We start from the raw sequence: 17,186 nt of genomic DNA, 5'->3' as shown, positions 1-17,186 counted from the left end.
GGAGGGATTCCCGTGATCCTTCTCGCCGCTGCCCACCCCTCCCTGTCTCCCGGTCGGCGCACCCGTGTGCGCCTGACGGCCCGTCGCGCAAGGAGAAAGCCCCCTCGATGTCCGTCGACAGCAGTCCGGAGGCGCAGACCGCCCCAGGCGTGCCGCAACAGGCTCTGAGTACCGCCGCCGCCCGCACCCTCGCCACCACCACCAAGTCGGCCCCGCAGATGCAGGAGATCACCTCCCGCTGGTTGCTGCGGATGCTGCCCTGGGTGGAGGTCGAGGGCGGCGCCTACCGGGTCAACCGACGGCTGCGCCATACCCTCGGCAACGGGCGCGTCGGCTTCGTCCAGGAGGGCGCCACGGTCCGGGTCATCCCTCAAGGACTCGGTGAGCTGGCCTTCTTACGCGGATTCGAGGACAGGGACGTCCTCACCGCGCTCGCCGACCGCTGCGCGCAGCGCGACTTCACGGCGGGCGAAGTCCTCGTCGAGCGAGGCAGCCCCGCGGACCGGATCCATCTCATCGCCCACGGCCGGGTCAGCGAGACCTCCGAGGGCAAGTACGGCGGTGAGACCGCCATCGCGGTCCTCGCCGACGGCGAGCACTTCGGCGCGAACGCGTTGTCGGACCCCGACGCCCGCCACGACTGCACGGTCACCGCCGAGACCGCCGGCACCCTCCTCACCCTCTCCCGCGCCGACTTCACCGCGGTCCAGGCCACGGCGCCCGCTCTTCGGGCCCACCTCGACCGGTTCGGCTCCCGCACGCGGCTGCCGCAGAACAAACACGGTGAGGCACGGATCGCCGTCTCGGCCGGCCACGTCGGAGAGCCCGAACTGCCGGGCACCTTCGTCGACTACGAACTGAACCCGCGCGAGTACGAACTCTCCGTCGCACAGACCGTGCTGAGGATCCACACCCGGGTCGCCGACCTCTACAACGGTCCGATGAACCAGAGCGAGGAGCAACTCAGGCTCACCGTCGAGGCCCTGCGCGAGCGCCAGGAACACGAGCTGATCAACAACCGTGAGTTCGGGCTGCTGCACAACGCCGACTTCAAGCAGCGGATCCAGCCCCGGCTCGGCCCCCCGACCCCGGACGACATGGACGATCTGCTCTGCCGCCGACGCGGCACCAGGATGTTCCTCGCCCACCCCAGGACCATCGCCGCCATCGGACGCGGCTTCAACGCCTGCGGTCTCCGCCCCGATCAGGTCGACCTCGACGGGCAGTCCGTCCCCGCATGGCGCGGGGTCCCCATCCTCCCGTGCGACAAGATCCCGATCAGCAGGGAGCAGACCAGCTCCATCATCGCGATGCGCACCGGCGAGAAGAGCCAGGGCGTCATCGGCCTGCGGCGGACCGGCCTGCCGGACGAGTACGAACCCGGGCTCTCCGTGCGGTTCATGGGCATCGACGAGCAGGCGATCATCTCCTACCTCGTCAGCACCTACTTCTCCGCCGCGGTGCTCCTGCCCGACGCCGTCGGCGTGCTGGAGAACGTGCAGATCGCCCCCGGTCCGCGCTGAAGCCCTGATCCGTCGCAGGGTCCACGCCTGACACGCACGCTCCGCGCACTTCGGAGCGCCCACCCCGCCGCAACAAGGAGCCCCCGACGATGCCCACTTCCGGGCCCCTCGGATCATTCACCCCTGAGCAGGGGCCGCCGCCCAGCGCCGTGCCGGACGCGGCGGCGCCGGCGGCCCCGGACCACCGTCCGGTCACCCCGACCGCCTCCGGCTTCCTGGCAGCACTGCATCCGCCGGTCGCGATCCTCCGCCCACCACCGCCGGGGCCCCCGCCGACGCCGTCACCGCCGGTGGAGCACTCCGCCGCCGTACCGGGCACGCCTGACACGACCGCGGCCGGCTCCGCCCTCCATCGGATCCTGCGCGGACCGACCGGACCGGGCACGGCCTCGCTCACCGTCGCCGACAGGTACCCGTCCCCGCTCCCCGGTCCGGTGTCCCCGGCACCCGCCGAGCCCGCCGCGGGACGAGCCGTCCCGGGCCTCTACCACCACCCCGTCCCTGAGCCCGACCCCGTGCGCGTCGAAGAGGTGAGCCGCCGCATCAAGCGCTGGGCAGAGGACGAGGTCCATCTCTACCCCGAGGAGTGGGAGGGGCAGTTCGACGGCTTCTCCGTCGGCCGTTACATGGTCGCCTGCCACCCCGACGCCCCGACGATCGACCACCTGATGCTCGCCACGAGGCTGATGGTCGCGGAGAACGCGGTGGACGACTGCTACTGCGAGGACCACGGCGGGTCCCCCGTCGGTCTCGGCGGGCGGCTGCTCCTCGCACACACCGCGCTCGACCACTTCCACACCACCGCGGAGTACGCGCCGGCGTGGCAGGAGTCTCTCGCGTCGGACGCCCCGCGCCGCGCGTACCGCAGCGCCATGGACTACTTCGCCGGCGCGGCCACACCCTCCCAGGCCGACCGCTACCGGCACGACATGGCCCGGCTGCACATGGGTTACCTCGCCGAGGCCGCCTGGGCACAGACCGGCCACGTCCCCGAGGTGTGGGAGTACCTGGCGATGCGCCAGTTCAACAACTTCCGCCCCTGCCCCACGATCACCGACACCGTCGGCGGCTACGAACTGCCCGCGGACCTGCACGCCCGGCCGGACATGCAACGGGTCATCGCCCTGGCCGGCAACGCGACCACCATCGTCAACGACCTCTACTCGTACACCAAGGAACTCGACAGCCCGGGACACCACCTGAACCTTCCCGTGGTGATCGCGGAACGCGAGCAGCTCTCCGTGCGCGATGCCTATCTGAAGGCCGTCGAGGTCCACAACGACCTTCAGCACGCCTTCGAGACAGCCTCGGCCGAACTCGCGGAAGCCTGCCCCCTGCCCCCCGTGCTGCGTTTCCTCAAGGGCGTGGCCGCCTGGGTCGACGGCAACCACGACTGGCACCGCACCAATACCTACCGCTACACCCTGCCCGATTTCTGGTGAAGAACGGATATCTCTGTGACCACTGAAACGACCGCCACCTCGACCGCCACCGCCATGATCCCGGCGCCGGCGACGCCGTACCAGGGGGACATCGCCCGCTATTGGAACAACGAGGCCCGGCCCGTCAACCTCCGCCTCGGTGACGTGGACGGTCTCTACCATCACCACTACGGCATCGGTGCCGTGGACAAGGCCGCACTCGGCGACCCGGCCCACAGCGAGTACGAGAAGAAGCTCATCGCGGAGTTGCACCGACTGGAGTCGGCGCAGGCGGAGTTCCTGCTGGACCACCTCGGCCCCGTCGGTCCCGACGACACCCTCGTCGACGCCGGCTGCGGGCGCGGCGGATCCATGATCATGGCCCACCGTCGCTTCGGGTGCGCGGTCGAGGGCGTCACCCTGTCCGCCGCCCAGGCCGACTTCGGCAACCGGCGCGCGCGGGAACTGCGCGTCGAGGACCGCGTCCGTTCCCGCGTGTGCAACATGCTCGACACGCCCTTCGACAAGGGCAGCGTCACGGCTTCGTGGAACAACGAGTCGACCATGTACGTCGACCTCCACGACTTGTTCGCCGAGCACTCGCGCTTCCTGAAGGTGGGTGGCCGGTACGTGACCATCACCGGCTGCTGGAACCCCCGCTACGGGCAGCCGTCGAAGTGGGTCTCCGAGATCAACGCCCACTTCGAGTGCAACATCCACTCGCGCAGGGAGTATCTGCGTGCCATGGCCGACAACAGGCTGGTGCCGCAGGCCATCGTCGACCTCACCCCGCAAACCCTGCCCTACTGGGAACTGCGGGCCACGTCCTCGCTGGTCACCGGCATCGAGAAGGCGTTCATCGAGTCCTACCGGGACGGCTCCTTCCAGTACGTCCTGATCGCGGCCGACCGCGTGTGAGTCCCGCCTCGCGGGGCACCGGCGACACCCCGTGCGCAGGGGTGTCGCCGGTGCCCTGAGGGCGGGTCCTGAGGGTCAGGGCGAGCGGTGGTGAAGTCGCAGTCCTCCGTGCGGCCGAGCAAGCGCAGGCGCGTCCTCGCCGGGTGGTCCGGTCAGCCGAAGGCGGGCGCGGCTGTCCCGTGCCCAGTCGGCGAAGGTGCGAGCGGACCGGCCCAGCAAGGCTTCCACAGTGTCGGTCGTGGGTCCCGGGCGGAGGGAGCAGTCGGCCAGGGAACCGAGCCGGAGCGCAGGAGCGCCGCCTCGGTGTGCCCCTGGTCGACCGCACCAGCCGCCGCGTGACCCTGACCCCCGTGGGCCGGCGTCTCCGCGAAGACCTGCAGCAGGCCCTCGACCTCCTCCACGCAGGACTCGCCCGGGCCCAGGCGGTCGGCCGGAACACGGGACGGACCCTGCGGCTGGGTGTCTTCGCCCATGCCGGACACGAACTACGGCCCCTGGTCGACGCGTTCCGTGCCCGTCACCCGGAATACGGCATCCAGTTCGGCGAGATCAACGGCAACGATGCGTTCACCGCTCTGCGCGCCGGCGTGCACGACGCCCGTGTGCTGTGGCTGCCCGTCGCGGAGCCGGATCTCACCGTCGGCCCCACCGAGCTCACCGGGGGCCGTGTGCTGGCCGTGTCGGCCGACCACCCGCTCGCCGCACGCGGCACGGCGTCCCTGGAGGACCTCGCCGCCAACCACGTCGTCGACCTGGGCCCCGATGCCCCCGAACACTGGGTCTCCTCCATGGTCCTCACCCGCACTCCGCTCGGCCGCCGCATCCCCCGTGGGCCCGCCGCGCGGACCTTCCAAGAGATCCTCACCCTGGTCGCCGCAGGGCGCTGCGTGCACCCGCTGGCGAGGTCGCGGCCCGCTACAACAAGCCGCCGGGCGTCGTCTTCCTTCCTCTGCACGACGCCCCCGCCCTCGATCGGGCGCTCACCTGGCGCACCACCACCGACAGCCCCGCTGTCCGCGCACTGGCCCGAACGGCGGCCGGCCTCGGCCCCATCACTCTGGGACAGTGGCGACGGACGGCCGGAGAACGGGCCGCGTACGCGGCGGCGCCCGCCGACGCGCATCCCGCAAGCGCGTGGGACTCCCTTACGCAACACGAGTGAATCCGACGGATTTGTCAGTCGATGCGGGTGTGAGTTCCGTACGGTCTGCGTACGGATCCGGCGGCCGGAGGGAAGCCCTGACGGCGGGCACCGCTCGAAGGGGGCACCTGTATGCCGAGGTTGGGGAGATAGGGGGTGCGGATGATGTCCCTCGGACCGTCCGTCGGCTGTTGGGTGTTGACCCTCTCCCTGCTGCTGCGGGTACGGGGGGCGCACGGACGAGCACGGACGCGTTTGTTGTTGGTGGCGGGCTCAGCGGCCGCCGGCGGTGTCTACCGTGCCGTGCTCGCCCGGCTGTCGGTTCAACCGGCGCAGGCACCGGATGCGGGTGGGCCGACTGGTCTGGCCGTGATCGTGGGCGTGACCATCACGGTCGGGCTGGGGATGGCCGGTCTGGTGGCCGCGGCGGATGCCGGTTCGGGATGGCGGGCTTGGCTGCGGCGCGTACTCGACGGGGCGGTCATGGCCGGGGCCGCGTTCATGGCTGGCTGGGTGTTCCTGGGCAGAGCGGGTGAGGGGTGGCGTCCGGGGACCGGAATGCTCGGCGTCCTGTGGGCCGCGGAGGTCGTGTTCCTCGGATTCCTGCTCGCCCTGCGACGTCTCGTGCGCGACGACCAGCGCGCGACGGTCTGGGCGGCGATCGTGGGAGTGTCTTTCATGGTGGTCGGTGACAGTCTGCCGCTGTCGCCGGCCGATCCGGGTGGCCGCGAGGTGCTGTCGTTCCAGTGGGCCGACGTCTTTGTCACCGCAGGACTGCTGACCGTCGCCGTCGGCCCGTGGGTGCCCGGCGGGGCGAGCGTCCTGGGCGCCGGACGGCCGGCGCTGCGCTCGGGGATGGAGGGCGCCGCCGCGTTCATCCCCCTGACCGTCTGCACGGTCACGGCGCTGGGATACGTGCTGGCGCCCTCCGCCGCCGATCCGGTGCCTCTGCTGGTCGGTGGTGTGGCTCTGCTGGGCCTGTGGGCCCGTCAGGTCTGCCTGCCGAGCGAAGCGAGAGCACAGGACGACTGATCGGCTGCCTGCTTCCAGCTGCTTCCTGTCGACCCGGCTGACCCGGACGGCGAGCGCCGCCCGGGAGGCCGGACCCGCGTCACGCGATGCCGAAGTCGGCCGTCGTACAGGCGAGTTGGGGGGTCGCTCTGCCCCCTCGTGCCTGTCTCCACGGGCATGCCCCCAAGGTGATCTGCGCCTCACGGGCAACCTACGTGGCGCGCACGGCATCTTGATCGGTAACAGATGAAGCTGAGGCCCCTGGGGTCACCGTGTTCATCTCCGACGCTCTATACGCACTGTGTATACGCGACGTGTAGAGATCGCATGTATAGACGACACGAGCTGACGCATGCGACCGGACCGAAAGGCAACCATGTACGGCAAGGCGTTCGCCCCCGAATACCAGGGCGCCCTGACCACCCTGTCCGTGAATTCCTCGCTGACCGAGGTACTGGCGGCCGGTACACGGCAGTTGAGAGAGGCCGAGCGTGCCGGGGAGCACGGCGAGGCGGCCCGCTCCGGGCTCGCGGTGGCCGAGGCGCACCGGCGGCTGGGGCAGATCGGCGATGCCGACCAGGCGTGGAAGGCGAGCTACCGGGCGGCCAGGGCGGCGGGAGACCAGGGAGCGATGGCCTGGGCGCTGTGGAGCGGCGGCACCCTGGCCCGGCAACGCGGCTCGTTCGCACTGGCCCGGAGGCTCCTCGGGCTCGCGGCCGACCTGGGCGCGCGGGGAGGCGACGTCGTCGTCCGCGGTTACTCCCTCGCGGGGCTGGCCGAGACCGGCAGGATCCAGGGCGACTACGAAGCCGTCGCCCGACTGCACGAGCAGTTGCTGGCCGAGGCCCGGCGGCGCGGCGAGGCGCGGCACACCGTCTGGGCGTTGGAGGGCATCGCGCAGATCCGCCGCCAGCAGGGGGCGTACGACAGCGCGTACGCCCTGTTCGAGGAGGCGGCCGGGATAGCCGCGGGCGCCGACGACCGGCGCGGTCACGCCTGGGCGCTGCGCGGGCTCGCCGACATCGTCTCGGCGCGGGACGGGGACGTGGAGCGCGCGCTCGCCCTGCTGTCGGAGGCGGAGGCCACCTGCCGGGCGATGCGCCTGTCGAGCGCGCTGGCCTACAACCACAAGATGCGCGGCAACGTCTACTACCGGGCCGGGCGTTACGTCGAGGCACGGGACACCTACGAGCTGGCACTCGGCGAGTTCCGCGAGATGAGCGAGCCACGCGGGCAGGCGCTGGCCCGGCTGGGGCTGGCCAAGTCACTCGCCCGGCTCGGCCGGGACCACGACGAGACGGCTGCCGAACTGGCCGCACTGGAGAAGGAGTTGGAGCGGATCGGGCTGCGGCACGCCCGGCAGATGGTGGCGCGGGCGCACGACGAACTCGGGGTTCGGGCCCACCCGCGGGGCGGCGTCCGGGTGGAGGCCGCACGGTGACGACGCTCTCCACGGCACTGCGGCCGCCGGTCGACGTCCCCTTCGTCCTGGATCGCTGCCGCGAGCTGGTGCGGCCCGCGCTGCGGGACGCCGTCGGACGGACGCACCCCTGGGTGGGCGAGATGGCCGCGTACTCGTTCGGCTGGTGCGAGGTGGGTGGCGCTCCCTCTGGCGGGTCCGGTGGCAAGGGAGTGCGGCAGGCGCTGGCCGTGCTGGGCGCCGAGGCGGTGGGCGCCCCCGCCCGGGCCGGGGTGCCCGCGGCGGTCGCGGTGGAACTGGTCCACGTCTTCTCGCTGTTGCACGACGACATCATGGACGGCGACACGGAACGGCGTCGTCGCCCGGCGGTGTGGAAGGCGTACGGCACCGGGCCCGCCGTTCTCGCCGGCGACGCCCTGTTCGCGCTGGCCGTCGAGACGCTCGCCACCGCGGAGGCGGGCGCGTCCGCGCTGCGGACCCTGTCGACGGCGCTGGGCGAGCTGGTGCACGGGCAGGCGGACGACCTGTTGTTCGCCGCACGCCCCTGGGCGGGGCCGGAGCGGGTGCGTCCGGCGGAGTACCGGGCCATGGCCGAGCGGAAGACCGGCGCGCTGCTGGGCTGCGCGGCAGCGCTCGGCGCCCTGCTCGGCGGCGGCTCGCCGGCCGCGGTCGCGGCACTCGACCGGGCCGGTCGCCGCCTCGGCCTGGCGTTCCAGATCGTCGACGACGTGCTGGGCATCTGGGGCGACCCCGAGATCACCGGCAAACCCGTGCACGGCGACCTTCGCGAGCGCAAGAAGACCTTCCCCGTGCTGGCCGCGCTCGATTCGGCGTCCCCCGAGGCGCGGCGGCTGGCCGAGCTGCTGACGTCGGAAGCGGATCCGCGGGAGGCGGCCGTACTCGTCGAGGCGGCGGGGGGCCGGGCGGCGGCGGTCGACGAGGCACGCCGTCACATCGTGGCGGCGGAGGCCGCACTGGCGGACCTCGCGCCGCGGAGCGCGGCCGTCGACGAGCTGCGCGCGCTGTCGGCGTTCCTCCTGCGCCGGAACCTCTGAGGCCCTCGGCCGCGTCCCGGGACCTGCCCCCTCGGTCTCGGGACTGCCGGAGGGGGCGGGCAGCCCCCACCGGTCGGCCACAGGGGCCGGAAGACGACCCCGACAGTGAGGGGCATATCGGGCAAAGAGTCCTGATGCGGTGTATCGGCCTTCGGCAGCCGATGAGTGAATTCGTCATCCCACTGCGCGCCCGCCTTCGCACTCCTATGCTGACGCCGAGGGTGGAGACGATCTGGGGGGATGCCTGATGAATGCGGTGGGCAAGGGTCCGTCAGTGGTCAAGTCCGGTGTCAGGCGCCTCCTGGGGCGCGCCGGATTCGACATCGTGCGCAGCACCAACAATCTGGGTGGCGTCGACGACTTCCTTCCGTTCGAGGCGACGATGCGGGCCGCGCGCGCATCCGGCATGTCGATCGGCGACCACATCGACGAGGTCATGAACGGGACGCCCGGCGCCACGCAGAAGACCATCGACGAACTGCGCGCCCGCGGGGTCTTCGCCGGTTCCCCGGGCAGGGTGCTGGAGATCGGTCCCGGGTCCGGGCGGTACCTGGAGAAGACACTCAAGGAGTGCTCGCCGGACCGCTACGAGATCTACGAGACGGCAAAGCCCTGGGCCGACTACCTGGTGGAGACGTTCGGTGTCGTCGCCCAGCCGACCGAGGGAAGCAGTCTCGCCCCGACGCCCGACGGCAGCGTGGACCTCCTTCAGGCCCACAAGGTCTTCAACACCGTGACCTTCCTCTGTGCCTCCCGCTACTTCCTGGAGATGGCACGGGTCACCCGGCCCGGTGGCCGGATCGTCTTCGACGTCATGACGGAGAACTGCCTGGACCCGGCGGCGGTACGCGCCTGGGCGGCGGAGGGCGGCTCGGGACACGACTCCTATCCGGCCCCCATGCCGCGCCAGACATGCGTGGACCTCTTCGAGACCCTCGACTGCACCCTGGAGGGCGGCTTCCTGGCACCCATGGGCGTCGGGTCCACGGAGGTGCTCGTCTTCGCGAAGAAGACCTGACCCTCGCACGGCACCTGTCCGTCGGCCCGCCGGACGGAGCCGACCGCCCCGAGGCAGGCCGGCGCGGTCGGCACGGCGGTCACGCGGTCCCACCACACCGGTCATCGGCGCGGTGGGACCGCCCGCGGTTGCTCAGCTGTCGGAATAGCTGAAGTCGCCCACCGTCCAGGCGGTGACGTCCTCGATCGCCACGCGGTACATCCCTCCCGTCTCCGGGATGCCCACAGTGCCCTGCAGGATGCGGGCGACGTGGAAGTGCAGATGAGTGGGCGCCTCGTCCGTCCCGTCAGGGGCGTCGAACATGGCGGAGAACTCGCCCAGGCGGTCGGAATCCCTGAGCACATCCGACACCCGCTGTCTCCACACCGTCTCGGGGGCCAGTCGGCCGGTGATGACGGCACCGCTGGTGACCACGGTCAGGGACATCTGGGTGCTCTTCTTGGACTCGACCAGGGCGGCGACGTCTACGAGCAGCTTGTCAGGCTTCGACATGGCGCAGAGTGTATTCGCCCGCCGGGGAGTGCAGTGGCCCGGCCGCAGGAATGCGGCACCTTTGGCGCACGAGCGCGGGGCGGGCGGGCGGCGCCCGGCACCGGCGCGTCGAAGAATGGCTCGATGTGGTGTCGCCAACGGCGGGTGGGAGCGCTCCCATGGTGGGGCGGGAGGGGTCCGAGCCGGGTGGCAGCCAGGAGGAGATCACATGACCGAGCGTCAGAACGAGCCCGAGTGCGGACACGGGGGATCACCGAGCCGTAGAACCGTGCTTGCGGCGGTGGGCGCCCTGCCGATCCTCACCGCCGTCGCGGCGCCGGCCGCCGCGGCCACGAAAGCCGTGGCCGCGACGGCGGTCATCGATCCGGCCGCGCGCCGCCAGACGATCCGCGGCTTCGGCGGCATGACCCACACGGCGTGGATCGGAGACCTCACCCCCGCTCAGCGGGACACGGCGTTCGGGGCCGGAGAGGGGCAACTGGGTCTGTCGCTGCTGCGGATCCCCGTCCCCGAGGACCGGGCGGCCTGGAGCCGGGACCTGGCGACCGCGAAACGCGCGGCCCAGCTCGGCGCGGCCGTCATCGCGTCGCCGTGGAATCCGCCCGCCCGCATGGTCGAGACCTTCGTGCGCGGCAGCCAGACCGACGCCCGACGCCTCAGGTACGACATGTACGGCGCCTACGCCCAGCACCTGAACGACTTCACCACGTACATGCGGGACAACGGAGCGACCCTCTACGGCATATCGGTGCAGAACGAGCCCGACTACGCGCACGACTGGACGTGGTGGACCCCCGCCGAGATGGTCCGGTTCCTGCGGGAGAACGCCGGCTCGATCGGCACCAGGGTCATCGCGCCGGAGTCGTTCCAGTACCTGAAGAACATGTCGGACCCGATCCTCAACGACCCGGCCGCGCTCGCCAACGTGGACATCGTCGGCGCACACCTCTACGGCACCTCGTTCTCGAACTTCCCCTACCCCCTGTTCAAGCAGAAGGGCGCGGGCAAGGAACTCTGGATGACCGAGGTCTACCACCCCAACAGCAGCGACTCGGCGGACCTGTGGCCCCAGGCCCTCGACGTGGGAGAGCACATGCACCGCGCCATGGTCGACGCCGAGTTCCAGGCGTACATCTGGTGGTACATCCGGCGCGGATACGGACCCATGCGCGAGGACGGGAGGATCAGCAAGCGCGGCGCCTGCATGGCCCACTTCGCCAGATTCGTCCGGCCCGGCCATGTGCGGATCGACGCGACGCCGAGGCCGGCGACGGACGTGTACGTCTCGGCGTACCGGAACACCGGCTCCACGGTCGCCGTCGTCGCCGTCAACAAGGGGGCCTCGGCGGTGAGTCAGCAGTTCACCCTGACGAGCGGTTCGCCGTCCCGCGTCTCGTCCTGGCTGACCGACGCGAGCAGGAACGTCGCACCCCAGGCCGCGATCGGTGTGGCCAACGGGACGTTCACCGCCACGCTGCCCGCTCGCAGCGTGACGACGTTCGTGACGGGCTGACCGAGCGGGAAGGGTGCCAGGGGCGCGCCCCGCGGGCCGGTTGCGTGCGTCGGGGCGGCCGCCCTGCCGGACCGGACCCGCCCGTGGGGCACGCTCTCCGCCTCCCGTGTATGCCGCACGCGCACCCCGCCGACACCGATGTCCGATTCTCGCCGTTCCGCGTTAAATGCCTGGACTGGAAACCGCTCCGGACGGGACACTTCCGACTTCCGAACCTCCGGGAGTGTGATGGGGACAACAGAAACGCGAGGACCGGCGCCGGGCAGGAGCGCGGTCGTTCTCGCGCTGCGCCACTACGGCCGGGAACTGCTGCGACTACGACGACTGGCCCTACCCGCGCTGCTGTTGCCGGCCGTGGGCAACATCGGCATCCGCTACGTCGCCCCCCTGCTCATCGCGAAACTGGCGGCACAGGCGGCCGACGACGGTCTCACGCTCGGCGCGGCTCTGCCGTACGTGCTGGGCTTCGGCGTGACGCTGCTGCTCGCCGAGGCCGTGTGGCGTGTCGGGCAGCACTGCCTGAACCGAGTGGACGCCCTCGGCATGGAACACCTGTACGTGAGCGGCATGGACGAACTCCTCGCCAAGGACGCGGCGTTCTTCCACGACAACTTCGCCGGTTCCCTGACCAAACGGGTCCTCAGCTTCGGCAAGCGCTTCGAGGACTTCGTCGACACGCTGACCTACCGGATCGTGGGCAGCCTCGTTCCGCTGCTGTTCGGTGCCGTGGTGCTGTGGAGCTACGAGCCGATGCTCGTCGTCGGCCTCCTGGTGATGATCGCGCTGACCGTGGTGGCCGCGACACCGCTGATCCGTCGTCGGCAGAGACTCGTCCACGACCGTGAGGCGGCGATCGCCCGGGTCTCCGGCCATGTCGCCGACAGTCTGATGAACATGGAGACCATCCGGGCGTTCGCGGCCGAGCGGCGGGAGGCCGACGAACACCGCAGCCGGGTCGCGGACTCCCGGCGACTGACGCTGCGGTCCTGGGACTACGGCAACCTGCGCGTCGACACCCTGATCGCCCCCATGTCCGTGCTGACCAACGTGCTGGGCCTGCTGGTCGCCATCGTCTTCGGCAGTTCGGGCCAGGGGGTCGAGGAGATCGTGGTCGCGTTCACCTACTACTCCAACGCGACCCAGATCATGTTCGAGTTCAACCAGATCTACCGGCGGCTGGAGAGCTCGATGACCGAAGCCGCGCAGTTCACCGAGCTGCTGCTGGATTCCCCCACCGTGCTCGACCCGCCGGAACCCGAACCGCTCGCGCCGAAGGACACCGGCATCCGTTTCGACGCGGTGACCTTCGCCCACGCGGGCGCGAAGCCGATCTTCCAGGGCCTCGACCTGGACGTGCCCGCGGGCGCGCGGGTCGGACTGGTCGGCAGGTCGGGCGGCGGCAAGACCACGCTCACCCGACTCCTGCTGCGCATGGCGGACATCGACCGGGGACGCCTGGCCATCGGTGGGCAGGACATCAGCCGACTGCGTCAGGCCGACCTGCGCTCACTGATCGCCTACGTCCCGCAGGAGCCCGCCATGTTCCACCGCAGCCTGCGGGACAACATCGCCTTCGCCCGGCCGGGGGCCACCGACGAGGAGGTCCGCGCGGCGGCGGCGGCCGCGCACGTCACGGAGTTCGCCGACCAGCTCCCCGACGGCTTCGCCACGCTGGTGGGGGAGCGGGGGGTGAAACTCTCGGGCGGCCAGCGCCAGCGCGTCGCCCTCGCCCGCGCGATCCTGCGCGATGCCCCGATCCTGCTGCTCGACGAGGCGACCAGCGCGCTGGACTCGGAGAGCGAACTCCTCGTCCAGGACGCGCTGTGGCGGCTGATGGACGGCCGTACCGCCCTCGTGGTCGCCCACCGCCTGAGCACCGTCGCCGGCATGGACCGTCTCGTCGTCCTCGACCGCGGGAGCGTCGTCGAGCAGGGAACCCACGAGGAACTGCTCGCGTCGGAGGGCGCCTACGCCAAGCTGTGGCAGCACCAGTCGGGCGGTTTCCTCGGCGAGAGCGACGAGTCGGCCGACGGGTGCCCGGCCCCGGGGACGGGCACCGACAGGCTGCCCGGACCGGCCGACCCTGCCGCGGACGGGGAACACCGGAGGTGGTCCGACACCCGTACGAGGACCGGGTCCATGTGAGCGAGTCGATTCCCGGACATTCTCGATCGCCGGCGGCGTCCCGCTGAGACGTCCCGCCTTGCTCACCGGACTTCGCGGGCGCAGCCGTCGGCCCTCCCGTGGGGAGGGCGGGAGGGGCGACGCGGCCCCGCCCGGGCAGGAGCGCGCGGGCGGGGCCAGGCGTGGTGGCCTCCAACGGGGGAATGGAGGTCACCGCCGACACAGCTTTGCACTGGATTCGGCCACGCAACAGAGGTGTGGCCGTAATTCGTCGCATCGAGCCCGGTGCTCGGTGATGTCCGAGGCCCCCGCGAGCAAGCCGGCCGGCCGCGTGTTCGTCCCCGGCGAAGACGGCGGCGGACCGTGGCCGCCGCCGACAGGCTGTTCGCATGACGACGACACCGGACGGACGACCCGTCCCACCCGCACACGCCGACGAGCCGGCCATGCTGGAGGCATGGCTGGACTTTCACCGTGCGACGCTCGCCCTGAAGTGTTCCGGCCTCACGGACGAACAGTCACGCCGTGCGGCGGCGGCACCGTCGGCGATGACCCTGCTGGGTCTCGTCCAGCACATGGCCGAGGTCGAACGCAACTGGTTTCAGCGCGTCTTCGCAGGCCGGCCCGTCCCACCGGTGTTCGGGCAGGACAACACCGACGGGTTCGCCCTGCGGCCGGAACGAGGCATCGACGAGGCGACGGCCGCCTGGCAGGAGCAGGTCGCCCGAAGCCGTGAGCTGATCGCCGACGTGTCGCTGGACACGGTGGGCCGTCTGTCCGAGCAGGAAGCGGGTCACGTCGGCGACCACGGGGTCTCCCTGCGCTGGATCATGGTGCACATGATCGAGGAGTACGCCCGGCACAACGGTCACGCCGATCTCCTGCGCGAGCAGATCGACGGGGTCATCGGCGCCTGAGACCCGCGTACGCCCTCGGGCGGTCGGAAGGGCCGGGCGGGAACCCGCCCGCGACCGTGCGGGGCAGGAGCGATGCGGACGTGAGCCGTGGGGCGGCGCGGGAGGTCATCCGGAACATACGGGCCGACCACCGCGGCCACGACGACCGTGGCCGCCTTTCGTGGACGGTTCCCCGGCCCCCACTGGCGACCCGTTCGCCGACCTCCCGGCCTCCCACCCGGTAGCCGGGCGTCAGCCGCTCCAGGGGATCGCTGGAGTTCACGTCGTCCTCGCGCTGTCCCGGCCCGCCGTTGACAACGTTTGCCGTGAGCGGTGTTCCGACGAACGGGGCCAGTGGGAGGAGGGGCATCCGCGGTCACTGATTCACGCGCGCGAGAGCGCTCTGGTCGCACGGCAGTGGTGCCTCCTGCGCACCAGGTGCCCCGGCGTGGCCCCGGCCACGGCCGGGGGCTGGACCCCCGTGTGACCGGTGCGCGCGATGACCCGGCTGAGGCGGATCGTCACCGTCCGACCGGGCGGTCGGCGAAGGACACCTCGGACAGACGGACACGTGCCCACGAGGACCAGCACACTGAGCGGCATGCGATACGACGAAAAAGCGAAGCTCACCGCGGCGAGGATCCTGATCCCGGTCGCCCTCCTCGTCGCCTCACCGGTGCTGCTGACAGCGGGAGCGCCGATCCGCCGCCACTATCTCCGCCACGTCCACCGGGACGATGCCCCGCCGATCCTGGACAAGACGCAGGGCCGTATCAGCGTCCACTGGTTCGTGGTCACCAGTCCACTTCTCGCATGGCTCTGCCGGCCCACGGAGTCGTGCGCCCGACTCATCTCCCGCCGACGCCGAGCAGGAAGCTGAACGGGCGGCGGCCGGTCAGTCGGCGAAACCACCGTTGCTCATCAGGAGCTGCCCGTTGATCCACTGGCCCTGCGGCGAGCACAGGAACTCCACGAGATGGGCGGTGTCCTGAGGGCTGCCCAGACGTCCCAGCGGCGTCCGACGCAGGACGTGCTCCCGGACGCCGTCGGACATCCAGCCGGTGTCCACCGGTCCCGGGTTGACGACGTTGGCGGTGATCTTGAGGTGGGAGAGTTCGCGGGCGGCTGCCAGCGTGATGCGGTCGAGTGCGCCCTTGCTCGCGCCGGAGGGCAGGTTGCCGACCGTGTGGTCGCTGGTGAGGCTGATGACACGGCCGGTTCCCTCCGTCCCGTGGAAGCGTCGGCCGTACTCGCGGATCAGCAGCCAGGTGGCACGCGCGTTGACCGCGAAGTGGCGGTCGAAGCTCTCGACGGTGGTGTCGAGCAGGCCGGAGTCGACCGACTCGCAGTGGCACATCACCAGAGCGGTGACGCCGCCGAGACGACGCTCGGCCTCGTCGAAGACACGCGCCGCCGCCTCCGGGTCGGCGAGGTCCGCCTCCACCGCCACCGCGTCGGCGCCCCGTTCGGCCAACGCCTCGGTGATGACGTCGGCTGCGCCGGCCTCGGCGCCCCAGGCCATGCGGGCGTCGTACGGAGTCCAATAGGTGAAGGCCACGTTCCAGCCGGCCTCGGCCAGCCGGTGGGCGATGCCCGCGCCGATGCCGACGGTTCGGCCGACGCCGGTCACGAGGGCGACGGGGCGTGCCGCATCACCGGGCGGAGTCTGTCCATGAGGTGTCACGAAGAACCATCGTTCGGCCCGGGCTGTGCGCATGGCAACTCGATTCCGTGCCCCTGGTACCTTGCTGCCGGCACGCGGGTGCCGGCCTCAGAGGGCGGCCTGCCGACCGAGCGGTGGGCACACGGTCCGGGGCCAGTCGTTCAGTCGGGCGAACTGACGCATGAAGCGTTCACAGCGTGCGGCGAAGTCGTCTCCTCGGTCGGGCAGCCCCGTCAGCTCGATCATCCGCCCGGGATTCGGCTCGGGCGACGCCAACATGCGGATCTCGGCGTCGACGAACTCGCCCCTGCCCAGGCCGGCGACAGCCAGCGCGAGGGCCGTCGCGGTCACGACGCCGACACACGTCCGCGAGGGACTGAAGACTGCCTCCACCGGTTCACGCTGCTCGTCCGCGACCTCATGACTGTCATGGCCCAGCACTTCGCTCGGGTCGAACACGAGCAGTCGGACGACGTCCTGGCCTCCGGCAACGAGGAAGTCGAAGTCGCGCTCGCCCGGCCTCTCGTCGGGAGAGCCGCCGACACGCTCGCCGATCAGCTCGGTGTCCAGTTCGCGGCGGGAGAGACGTCTGCCTTCGTCGACCACGCGCCCCTGGTCGATCCTGCGGTCGGCGATCACGTCGATGACACGAGCAGTTGTCAGACCGAGCAGTCGCGCCAACGTCTCCTCGGCCGCACGGACGAGTCCGCCCAGAGGCACGGGCATGTGCGCTGTTCCCACGAGGTCGACGGACATGCCGACCAAGATAGACGCCCGCGAGGTGCGGCCCGAGACGACGCCGACCGCGCGATGCGGAGGCCCGGCGCCCACCCGCGACCGATCCGCCGCTCTCACAACTCCCCGCAAGATACGCCGTATCCGATCACAGGACGAGCAAAGTGAGTCCTACAATGCCATCTGCATCCGCACGCCGTCGTCGCTGACCCACGACCCGGGGCGCGGTTGGAACCGGGGGGTTTGGTGGGGGAGC

15 protein-coding genes are annotated in these 17,186 nt (G+C 71.1%); 12 read left to right on the top strand and 3 right to left on the bottom strand.

The window, feature by feature from the left end:
• The first annotated feature begins 107 nt into the window (after positions 1–107).
• The 8 genes from ACZ6BB_RS21985 to ACZ6BB_RS21950 all read left to right on the top strand — a co-directional run bounded on the left by ACZ6BB_RS21985 (position 108) and on the right by ACZ6BB_RS21950 (position 9,507).
• The gene (locus ACZ6BB_RS21985) at positions 108–1,523 is read left to right on the top strand and encodes a family 2B encapsulin nanocompartment shell protein (protein ID WP_471616831.1); all 1,416 of its coding nucleotides are present in this window, start codon (positions 108–110) and stop codon (positions 1,521–1,523) included.
• Between the two features lie 89 nt (positions 1,524–1,612).
• A complete protein-coding gene (locus ACZ6BB_RS21980; RefSeq protein ID WP_471616830.1) occupies positions 1,613–2,965 on the top strand; it encodes a family 2 encapsulin nanocompartment cargo protein terpene cyclase in 1,353 nt (450 codons plus the stop codon).
• Positions 2,966–3,019: 54 nt separating this feature from the next.
• A complete protein-coding gene (locus ACZ6BB_RS21975; protein WP_471617013.1) occupies positions 3,020–3,862 on the top strand; it encodes a geranyl diphosphate 2-C-methyltransferase in 843 nt (280 codons plus the stop codon).
• A gap of 143 nt (positions 3,863–4,005) precedes the next feature.
• Positions 4,006–5,169: a LysR family transcriptional regulator gene (locus tag ACZ6BB_RS21970; protein ID WP_471616829.1), complete on the top strand. Its 1,164-nt coding sequence runs from the start codon at positions 4,006–4,008 to the stop codon at positions 5,167–5,169.
• Positions 5,170–5,384: 215 nt separating this feature from the next.
• Positions 5,385–6,035 carry a hypothetical protein gene (locus ACZ6BB_RS21965; protein WP_471616828.1) on the top strand — a complete coding sequence of 217 codons (651 nt, stop codon included), beginning with the start codon at positions 5,385–5,387 and terminating at the stop codon, positions 6,033–6,035.
• A gap of 355 nt (positions 6,036–6,390) precedes the next feature.
• Complete coding sequence (locus ACZ6BB_RS21960) at positions 6,391–7,455, top strand: tetratricopeptide repeat protein (protein WP_471617012.1); 1,065 nt, start codon at positions 6,391–6,393, stop codon at positions 7,453–7,455.
• On the top strand, positions 7,452–8,489 hold the full coding sequence (locus ACZ6BB_RS21955; RefSeq protein WP_471616827.1) for a polyprenyl synthetase family protein: 1,038 nt from the start codon (positions 7,452–7,454) through the stop codon (positions 8,487–8,489). The genes ACZ6BB_RS21960 and ACZ6BB_RS21955 overlap by 4 nt, the downstream gene beginning before the upstream one ends.
• Before the next feature lie 247 nt (positions 8,490–8,736).
• On the top strand, positions 8,737–9,507 hold the full coding sequence (locus ACZ6BB_RS21950; protein WP_471616826.1) for a methyltransferase domain-containing protein: 771 nt from the start codon (positions 8,737–8,739) through the stop codon (positions 9,505–9,507).
• Positions 9,508–9,639: 132 nt separating this feature from the next.
• Here ACZ6BB_RS21950 and ACZ6BB_RS21945 read toward each other — a convergent pair whose 3' ends face one another.
• Positions 9,640–9,999, bottom strand: a complete 360-nt coding sequence (locus ACZ6BB_RS21945) for a hypothetical protein (RefSeq protein ID WP_471616825.1) — start codon at positions 9,997–9,999, stop codon at positions 9,640–9,642.
• A gap of 208 nt (positions 10,000–10,207) precedes the next feature.
• On the opposite strand from ACZ6BB_RS21945, the gene xynC reads away from it, so the two are divergent.
• The 4 genes from xynC (at position 10,208) to ACZ6BB_RS21925 (ending at position 15,412) form a co-directional block, all read left to right on the top strand.
• Positions 10,208–11,512 carry a glucuronoarabinoxylan endo-1,4-beta-xylanase XynC gene (xynC, locus tag ACZ6BB_RS21940; RefSeq protein WP_471616824.1) on the top strand — a complete coding sequence of 435 codons (1,305 nt, stop codon included), beginning with the start codon at positions 10,208–10,210 and terminating at the stop codon, positions 11,510–11,512.
• Positions 11,513–11,740: 228 nt separating this feature from the next.
• Positions 11,741–13,657: an ABC transporter ATP-binding protein gene (locus ACZ6BB_RS21935; protein WP_471616823.1), complete on the top strand. Its 1,917-nt coding sequence runs from the start codon at positions 11,741–11,743 to the stop codon at positions 13,655–13,657.
• Positions 13,658–14,025: 368 nt separating this feature from the next.
• Positions 14,026–14,553: a DinB family protein gene (locus ACZ6BB_RS21930; RefSeq protein WP_471616822.1), complete on the top strand. Its 528-nt coding sequence runs from the start codon at positions 14,026–14,028 to the stop codon at positions 14,551–14,553.
• A gap of 580 nt (positions 14,554–15,133) precedes the next feature.
• On the top strand, positions 15,134–15,412 hold the full coding sequence (locus ACZ6BB_RS21925; protein ID WP_471616821.1) for a hypothetical protein: 279 nt from the start codon (positions 15,134–15,136) through the stop codon (positions 15,410–15,412).
• A gap of 15 nt (positions 15,413–15,427) precedes the next feature.
• On the opposite strand, the gene ACZ6BB_RS21920 is transcribed toward ACZ6BB_RS21925, so the two are convergent.
• Both ACZ6BB_RS21920 and ACZ6BB_RS21915 read right to left on the bottom strand, forming a co-directional pair.
• Positions 15,428–16,249 (bottom strand): SDR family oxidoreductase, encoded by an 822-nt coding sequence (locus ACZ6BB_RS21920; RefSeq protein ID WP_471616820.1) that lies wholly within the window; start codon positions 16,247–16,249, stop codon positions 15,428–15,430.
• Between the two features lie 54 nt (positions 16,250–16,303).
• Positions 16,304–16,951, bottom strand: a complete 648-nt coding sequence (locus ACZ6BB_RS21915; RefSeq protein ID WP_471616819.1) for a hypothetical protein — start codon at positions 16,949–16,951, stop codon at positions 16,304–16,306.
• Positions 16,952–17,186: the final 235 nt, after the last annotated feature.

Source organism: Streptomyces sp. NPDC041108 (genome assembly GCF_055592645.1).
Note: the sequence above shows the minus strand (reverse complement) of the source record. Positions and strands in the feature narration are given on the sequence as shown.

Bases quoted from the DNA above. Each gene is read 5' to 3' on its own strand.
- xynC (WP_471616824.1), top strand. From the start codon at position 10,208: ATGACCGAGCGTCAGAACGAGCCCGAGTGCGGACACGGGGGATCACCG.
- ACZ6BB_RS21985 (WP_471616831.1), top strand. From the start codon at position 108: ATGTCCGTCGACAGCAGTCCGGAGGCGCAGACCGCCCCAGGCGTGCCG.
- ACZ6BB_RS21950 (WP_471616826.1), top strand. From the start codon at position 8,737: ATGAATGCGGTGGGCAAGGGTCCGTCAGTGGTCAAGTCCGGTGTCAGG.
- ACZ6BB_RS21915 (WP_471616819.1), bottom strand. From the start codon at position 16,951: ATGTCCGTCGACCTCGTGGGAACAGCGCACATGCCCGTGCCTCTGGGC.
- ACZ6BB_RS21960 (WP_471617012.1), top strand. From the start codon at position 6,391: ATGTACGGCAAGGCGTTCGCCCCCGAATACCAGGGCGCCCTGACCACC.
- ACZ6BB_RS21975 (WP_471617013.1), top strand. From the start codon at position 3,020: ATGATCCCGGCGCCGGCGACGCCGTACCAGGGGGACATCGCCCGCTAT.
- ACZ6BB_RS21930 (WP_471616822.1), top strand. From the start codon at position 14,026: ATGACGACGACACCGGACGGACGACCCGTCCCACCCGCACACGCCGAC.
- ACZ6BB_RS21920 (WP_471616820.1), bottom strand. From the start codon at position 16,249: ATGCGCACAGCCCGGGCCGAACGATGGTTCTTCGTGACACCTCATGGA.
- ACZ6BB_RS21935 (WP_471616823.1), top strand. From the start codon at position 11,741: ATGGGGACAACAGAAACGCGAGGACCGGCGCCGGGCAGGAGCGCGGTC.
- ACZ6BB_RS21980 (WP_471616830.1), top strand. From the start codon at position 1,613: ATGCCCACTTCCGGGCCCCTCGGATCATTCACCCCTGAGCAGGGGCCG.
- ACZ6BB_RS21925 (WP_471616821.1), top strand. From the start codon at position 15,134: ATGCGATACGACGAAAAAGCGAAGCTCACCGCGGCGAGGATCCTGATC.
- ACZ6BB_RS21945 (WP_471616825.1), bottom strand. From the start codon at position 9,999: ATGTCGAAGCCTGACAAGCTGCTCGTAGACGTCGCCGCCCTGGTCGAG.